The sequence below is a fragment of the Paenibacillus agilis genome, from assembly GCF_007786455.1.
GTDB classification, from domain to species: domain Bacteria; phylum Bacillota; class Bacilli; order Paenibacillales; family Paenibacillaceae; genus Paenibacillus_B; species Paenibacillus_B agilis.
Genome location: NZ_VNJK01000007.1, coordinates 104,668 through 111,182, shown reverse-complemented (window position 1 = coordinate 111,182; position 6,515 = coordinate 104,668). Strand labels below are relative to the sequence as shown.

General features: G+C 42.0%; 9 protein-coding genes. 7 read left to right on the top strand and 2 right to left on the bottom strand.

Annotated elements, in window-relative coordinates; translation table 11 throughout:
- The first annotated feature begins 375 nt into the window (after positions 1 to 375).
- The 7 genes from FPZ44_RS25175 (at position 376) to FPZ44_RS25150 (ending at position 3,871) form a co-directional block, all read left to right on the top strand.
- The gene (locus FPZ44_RS25175; protein ID WP_144995219.1) at positions 376 to 1,125 is read left to right on the top strand and encodes an LPD29 domain-containing protein; all 750 of its coding nucleotides are present in this window, start codon (positions 376 to 378) and stop codon (positions 1,123 to 1,125) included.
- Positions 1,126 to 1,164: 39 nt separating this feature from the next.
- Complete coding sequence (locus tag FPZ44_RS25170; protein ID WP_186786236.1) at positions 1,165 to 1,353, top strand: Spo0E family sporulation regulatory protein-aspartic acid phosphatase; 189 nt, start codon at positions 1,165 to 1,167, stop codon at positions 1,351 to 1,353.
- Positions 1,354 to 1,444: 91 nt separating this feature from the next.
- The gene (locus tag FPZ44_RS26650; protein WP_186786235.1) at positions 1,445 to 1,600 is read left to right on the top strand and encodes a hypothetical protein; all 156 of its coding nucleotides are present in this window, start codon (positions 1,445 to 1,447) and stop codon (positions 1,598 to 1,600) included.
- A 26-nt stretch (positions 1,601 to 1,626) separates the two neighbouring features.
- The gene (locus tag FPZ44_RS25165) at positions 1,627 to 2,130 is read left to right on the top strand and encodes a hypothetical protein (protein WP_144995215.1); all 504 of its coding nucleotides are present in this window, start codon (positions 1,627 to 1,629) and stop codon (positions 2,128 to 2,130) included.
- 61 nt (positions 2,131 to 2,191) lie between these two features.
- Positions 2,192 to 2,551, top strand: coding sequence for a sigma factor-like helix-turn-helix DNA-binding protein (locus tag FPZ44_RS25160; protein ID WP_144995213.1), 360 nt, complete (start codon positions 2,192 to 2,194; stop codon positions 2,549 to 2,551).
- A complete protein-coding gene (locus tag FPZ44_RS25155; RefSeq protein ID WP_144995211.1) occupies positions 2,544 to 2,903 on the top strand; it encodes a hypothetical protein in 360 nt (119 codons plus the stop codon). The genes FPZ44_RS25160 and FPZ44_RS25155 overlap by 8 nt, the downstream gene beginning before the upstream one ends.
- 2 nt (positions 2,904 to 2,905) lie before the next feature.
- Positions 2,906 to 3,871 (top strand): DNA adenine methylase, encoded by a 966-nt coding sequence (locus FPZ44_RS25150; RefSeq protein ID WP_261378551.1) that lies wholly within the window; start codon positions 2,906 to 2,908, stop codon positions 3,869 to 3,871.
- 16 nt (positions 3,872 to 3,887) lie between these two features.
- Here the strand turns inward: FPZ44_RS25150 and FPZ44_RS25145 are convergent, their stop codons facing one another.
- Positions 3,888 to 4,238, bottom strand: coding sequence for a hypothetical protein (locus FPZ44_RS25145; RefSeq protein ID WP_144995209.1), 351 nt, complete (start codon positions 4,236 to 4,238; stop codon positions 3,888 to 3,890).
- A gap of 108 nt (positions 4,239 to 4,346) precedes the next feature.
- The gene (locus FPZ44_RS25140) at positions 4,347 to 5,009 is read right to left on the bottom strand and encodes a SprT-like domain-containing protein (RefSeq protein ID WP_144995207.1); all 663 of its coding nucleotides are present in this window, start codon (positions 5,007 to 5,009) and stop codon (positions 4,347 to 4,349) included.
- Positions 5,010 to 6,515 lie beyond the last annotated feature (1,506 nt).

Below are 6,515 nucleotides of genomic sequence, written 5' to 3'. Positions count from 1 at the left end.
CAGGTAGTTGCTGCGAGCTCCTTTCTCCTGAAATTTTCATCGCACATCCGTAGACGTAACGTATTGGTCAATCTTAGCCAATCACACCGTAAACAGCCCTGCAAGGGCGGCTACGCCGTCCCTAACGGGCATACCCTTGCACGGCTGTCTCCGGTGTGAAGACCTTGGCTATGACCACAACGTTACACGGATGTCTGCTCTTTGAAAATTCCATACGAAAGCAGCAAGCTCTCTAGTAACACTTTTGTTCTCAAACCTTAAAGGATTCCGCTCATCGCCGCTAGGGCTAGACACACAGCCGTTGCCGGATGTGGGGTAGACCCAGTCGGTCTTTCCAGCTTGGAATCAAATTTATATAAAAAGGATGGATGTACGATGGAAAAACAATTTATTTGCGGGAAAGAAACGAAACGTCACATTGTGGAGGCACTTAAATTAGTGTTCCCAGGAATCAAGTTCAGTTCTCGTTCCAGTTACGATTCGGTTCGAGTGTCTTGGACAGATGGACCGCTGGAGCATGACGTGGAAAAAGTTCTGAATCGCTTTCAGAGTTACACCCGTATTCTTGATATCGATGATAGACACGAAGCTACGGGATATGAATGGAAGGGGATTGTTTATGTGGGGGCGCGACATTTAGACGCTTCTCGTCAGCTGTCAGATGGGCGTAAGCAAGCGCTTATCGATTACATGGAATCATGGGAGAAGACGTACTTGGATGCCAATAAACCTGAACGTGCTGCAGCTGAGATGGAGTTAATTACACAAGGCAGCCTTTCAGGCATTACACCTATGGATTATCCCGATTTAATGAGGGACAGCTATCCGGTCATCGATAGACGGAAAACAAATCCAAGTAAGGTGCAGGCAGGACAAGCATTGGGTATCGGTCATCATCTGATGAAAAGTACAGAGACATGTACGATTATTCCTTTCCCTAATCGAAGAAAGATGGCCGTCACAATGGATTCATTGAATCCGGATCAATTGCTCAAGTTGAACCTACTTGCGGCCATGCAAGGGAAGGATTCAGCAGAGGAGCTATTGATCGAGTCTGTAAAGTCTGTAGATGAAATGTTTACAGAGTATGCAAATCTACTATTTAAGAAGCAAGGCGGCATTTAATGCCACCTTGCTTCTTGAAGGGAGTCTTATATGTATCCAATGCCGAAGAAGAGTACCCCAGAAGATGTGAAACGTCTCTATGAAGAAATGGAAAGTATGAGAGCTGAGCTGAATCGTATGGGAAAGGAATTTCGCGGTGTTACAAATGACTTGCTTCGTTTATCGCAGGATTTAGATGTAGTAACTAACAGGTACCATACATTAGTTGCAAGGTTAAAAAATAAGTAAAGCCATTCGCTCAATCGCGAATGGCTTGGGGCGAAAGAACTTAGCCGGTGCCTTCGCTCCTTCATTCTAACAAAGGAAGGATGAAGAAACAATGTCCAATTCAACAGTGAAATTTTTAGGTGAGGTAGTAAATTCCCCCTGGTTCAATCTTCTCGGTGTTCTCTTATTCATTGGTATGGTCGTTATATTTCGTCAGATGTGGAGCGAGACTAAGCAACAAGAGAATGAGACCGATCAAGTGTATTAAGTCACATTCATTGGAGGGATTGAACGATGAAGTATGCATTTGAGTATCTTGGAAAAAGCAAAGACGGCCTTCGCTATTTTGTAGTAATAACCGATGATGGGCGTGGTCTTAATCAGCAGGGGATTGATATCTGTTTTCATAATTTTGTATTGTCACAAGATCGATCGATAAAAAAGGTTAACTATATGGAGGTTCCTACTTTTAAGGGGAAGCCGAGCTTAAGCGAAATGGAGGAAGTTTATGATTTAGTTAGGCGTCAACTTGCTCCATTCGTACCATCTTCATTCCCTCTAGTACGCGATGGTTATAAAGCGTATAAGAAGGCTCAAAAACGAAAGGGTAATGAGGAAATTAAAGTCATCCAATGGAATAGACAAACCAACGAACAAGGATTAATCAGTATAGATTCGTTTTTGGAAAGGGTAGGCTCTGGACCAAAGCGTCGAGAGAAGGCCTTGAAGGCCCTTATACAAGGCCAAATGTTTGAAGGGTCTGAATATAGCTATTATCTTTCAAAGCTAGACAACTAACCTTATATTCGCTGCTCATGCTGTTTTAAAGCATGAGCAGCACAACGTGGAGGCGTTCATCATGGCAGCGAGCAAAATTGAGGTGTTTCAAAAGGGGTGTTTATCACTCTGGTATGGAAAGGCACGCAAGAATCCAAGGAAGATCGAGAAGCTAAATGCCCAGGAGGAAAAAGAGTTCTATGAACTATTAGCATCCAGGGTTGCCTTTGTAACAGATGAGCGTAAACGTGATATTATTTGCCGGCATCTCGGGCTAAATGGATATGAAAAATCTACTTATGCAGAAATTGGGCTTTTACATGGGATATCAGGATCCCGTGTTCGTGAACTAGAACGTAAGGCGCTGCCTATTATCTTCCGAAGCATACACGAGAAGTGGCGCTCTTTAATCAATCATGCTGGAGGTTATTCATATGAATAAAGAACAGGTCGCAAAATTATTAACGAAGGCACACCAGAATTACTTGCTTGGGATATACTTCATTAACGATACATGCGTAATTATCGATTTTACTCAAGATGATGCGTTCAAAGGTTATCGTTCAGCTGCAGCGCGTACGAAAAATGAAAATCTATTAGGCTGCGTCAATCTAAAAAAGCCTGTATTTGAATGTAAATGGAGTGATGGTGAGCATTTATGTTCGCTAGTTACTAATAACATTAAGGATTTGATAAATAAGCTATCTCCGACAGAGATCCTTTCATTTGAATCGCTTATCGTAAAAGCTAGGCCTAAAAAGAGAATGCCAATAAAAAGAAGGAGAGCACAGTAAAATTGTTGATTTGTCAGTTTTGCGAGGAGTATTATCCGCTACTAGAAACGATTGATCATAGTGATGAAGGGTTTTGGTGTGATCATTGTGATGGATTTACGTATTACAGTGGAACACAGCATCACCGATTCACATTAATTCTTGAAGAAAAGGGACAAGCAGTCACGCCGGTTCCCAGCGTACCTATCAAGCTAAAAAAACAGCTTTCCCCATTGCGGTATCCTGGCGGGAAAAGTAAGTTTATTCCCGTACTGTATCATAAGCTGCAGGAGGGGAAGTATAAGACGCTAGTAAGCCCATATACCGGCGGCGGCAGTGCCGAATTAGCATTACTAGAGGCTGGCGTAATTGATAAGCTCATTTTGAATGATAAAGATGTTGGGATTTATGCTCTGTTTTGGGTTATCAAGCATATGCCTGAGGAGCTGGTAAAGCGAATACGCAGCTGCAAGCCAACCCACCGAATGTATTTTGACGCTCAGCAAGTAGTAAAAGCAGATTATGTGGGCTGTACGCTAATAGAGGCGGCCTGGATTACCTTGCTTGTGAACCGATTGGCATTTTCGGGTATCTATTACGCAAATCCGCTAGGTGGAAGACACGGGGCAAAGGAGGAGCTGCTTTCCAGATGGAATCCAGAACAACTCTGCAGCAGAATTGAAACGATACACCATCTGGCCGATCGATATGAGATCCTGAACCAGGATGCATGCGAATTAATCGAAGAGGAATATTGGCGGCCAACAACAACAATCTTCATCGATCCGCCGTATGTGGCGAAAGGAAAAAGCTTATACCGGCATTATTATGATGAGTCTGAGCATTATAGGCTGCAGCTTCTCCTGGATTCTCTTCATTCCGGAACGCCTGGCGCTGATATCATCCTGACGTATGACAATGCGCCTCTCATTGAAAGGATATATCAGTATCCATCGATCGAGAAATTATGTCGTGTATACTCTATTTAAAGCAAAGGCCGCATGATTATTCATGCGGCCTTGGTAATAGACCCAAGTATTTTTTGCGAACGGGATTAGCTTCTTTGTACTCTCGTAGGAGCGTCACCCAATCTTTTCTGGTCAATACGGGTGGATTTGTATTTTGCTCAGTGAGATACAAATCCCATAATTCTTCCCTAGCGTTAAACTGGAGCCGGTGTTCATCAAGTTGATTCGAAAGCTCAATATTAACGCTTGCTTCATAGGCTACAAGCTCCGCAAATTCTTCGCGTTTATACTTATTCCAAGGTTTAACTAACTGTAAGAACTCAGCCATTTTCCTCTTTGGCATTTCATCATTAAGCAAGCTAATAATTACTTCTTCTTTAGTCCACAAAATAGGAACCCGTCTCCTTGTCTTTTGTTTATACTAGCTTTCTCTGTTTAACGAAGCTTTAAACAAGGGGGGGGATTTTGCCTCTAAAAGATTCTAACATCAAGTGCTTCATTCATCTTCGGAGTCTTCAACGACCATCTTCTCATCACAGTCATCACAGCGAATATTTACTTCCTTTGAGGCTCGTACGGAAATACCACATAACGAACAAACGTATTTTCGTATATGACTCTTTTGTTTTACAGGAGATTCATCTTCATCTTCTGGAGTCCGTTGCATGTTACCAAACGTATTCCGTGCTATAACAAATACCTCTCTATCAATATCAAATCCATCGATAATCCGCTTTGTCTCTTCTGTGATTTTAGCGAATGACCAACCCAGGCGCTTATCTGGCTTATTCGACTCATAGTAGAAACCTCGTCGTAAACACTCATCACGAAAACGTTTGTTATGATATTGGCCGCCTCGAGAAACATCTTTCACATTGTTTACGAGATTATAGAGGTGGACCATTTCATGAAGCATCGTGTCCATCGTTTCATAGAACTCGATATTAAGGTACTCTGCAGCAATATTAATCTCGTACATCTTGATCTTTGCATCATTATCACGCCAAATAGGTTTTGTGGTGCACCAGCCCATCGTCAAGCGTTTACCACCTGATTGAATCGTTATAGCCGGTTCCGGCAGCGCAGTATTGAAAAACTCTTTATTCAAACAACGAAAGGCAGCGTGCAGCTCCTCGGTAACTCTCTCGATCGTAATCATATGTAATAGGCTCCTCAGTAAGAGATACTAATATTCTATCATTTTTGAATGTAAACATTCAATTTTATAGCATTGAAAAACATCATTTACAGGTTATCTACAGGTATTTATGAGAGATTGACATGAAAAATGGTAAATTATTTTTGTTATTGTTGATAACTTCCCAGCAATATGCAAAATTCGACTTCTCTTGAAACTCGTATTATGATATAGTTAGATCTAAAGGATGATATCTTTTTATCGATAGACATCCTTTTCTTCGGACAAATGAAAAAAGCCACCGTTTCAGCGGCAAGGGTTTGGCGACCCTCAGCTGCTCCGTTCGATCACTTCCATCGACGAAACAGGCGCTACACGATGACTCTCCTAAACAAAATAGGTTTATTTGTTGTTGTTTTCAACAACTTGTTAAGCTTATTCTATCATATTGAAAGCCTTAGTATCAAGCTTTCTAATGAAATTAGGAGTAGTTTCATAGGTCATATTACTGACATTCGTGAGCCCTGATTCCACCGACGTTAAGATCGGACGGAATCAGGGCTCTTTTAGTTGTTTGAATGTAGCTTACAAGGGATTAAGGCTACTAGTACCAGTGTACATAGGCTTTGAGCCCATCTAAGTGAATAGGATTTACTGTTCTAACCCTCCCTATTTTCAATTTTTTTGAAGACGAGGTTATGAGGGCCTAATTTCCTATTGTCTTTTTTAGGATTCTAGTATTTTACACTTGTCTAGTAAAAAAGGATCAGAAAAGAATACGCCAATTGCTCCGGAAACTTTTTTGAAATCTCGATTTTTTCAAAAAAGTAGTGTCCGAGGGCTTAGTTTCTTATTGCCTTTTTTCCTTCAAGACAAATTTTCTTTTAATGGAGGTGTGCTGGTTATGCCCAGATATCACAAGGGCTCTGCTGGAACATCAATGTTTATTGAGAAACGTCGGAAGTCAAAGAAACCTAAGCAAAAGAAGAGTAAGCCTAAACGCATTCATTACTATAAATACGCTTGTCCTAATGGTCATATTCGCACAGAAAAGATGCAGCTGCAGGTTGAACCTTTGCCCTTCTGCACTACATGCCATATGACTGTTGGATTATATGTTCGGATTAAATACATAGGTGCGAAATGAAAGAAAGCTTTACAGCTGAATATTGGGCGCTCAATGCCACCCAAAACGACTATAAACAAACTCGGCAATTTATTGCCGTTGATGGTGATGGTTCCAGTCGTCCCACCCCCCGCGAAGTACCCTCCCCGGCGGGCTAATAAGTCAGGACACAACGTCCGGGGAAGAAGAGCTGCGGGTGTCCTCCGTTAAATGGGTAAAAGTCTATTTGTGTTCATAAGCCCACAAGGCATTCCAGAATTGGCGTTGTGACTCCAACGACCAATATACTCATTCCTACACGCTGCGCCGTGATAGGATGATGTATGACCCGTCCGTGTACGCTTCGGCGTAGGCTGGCTGTTGTAGTTAGTGATGAGACTATACGTGGTAAAGCACGACCT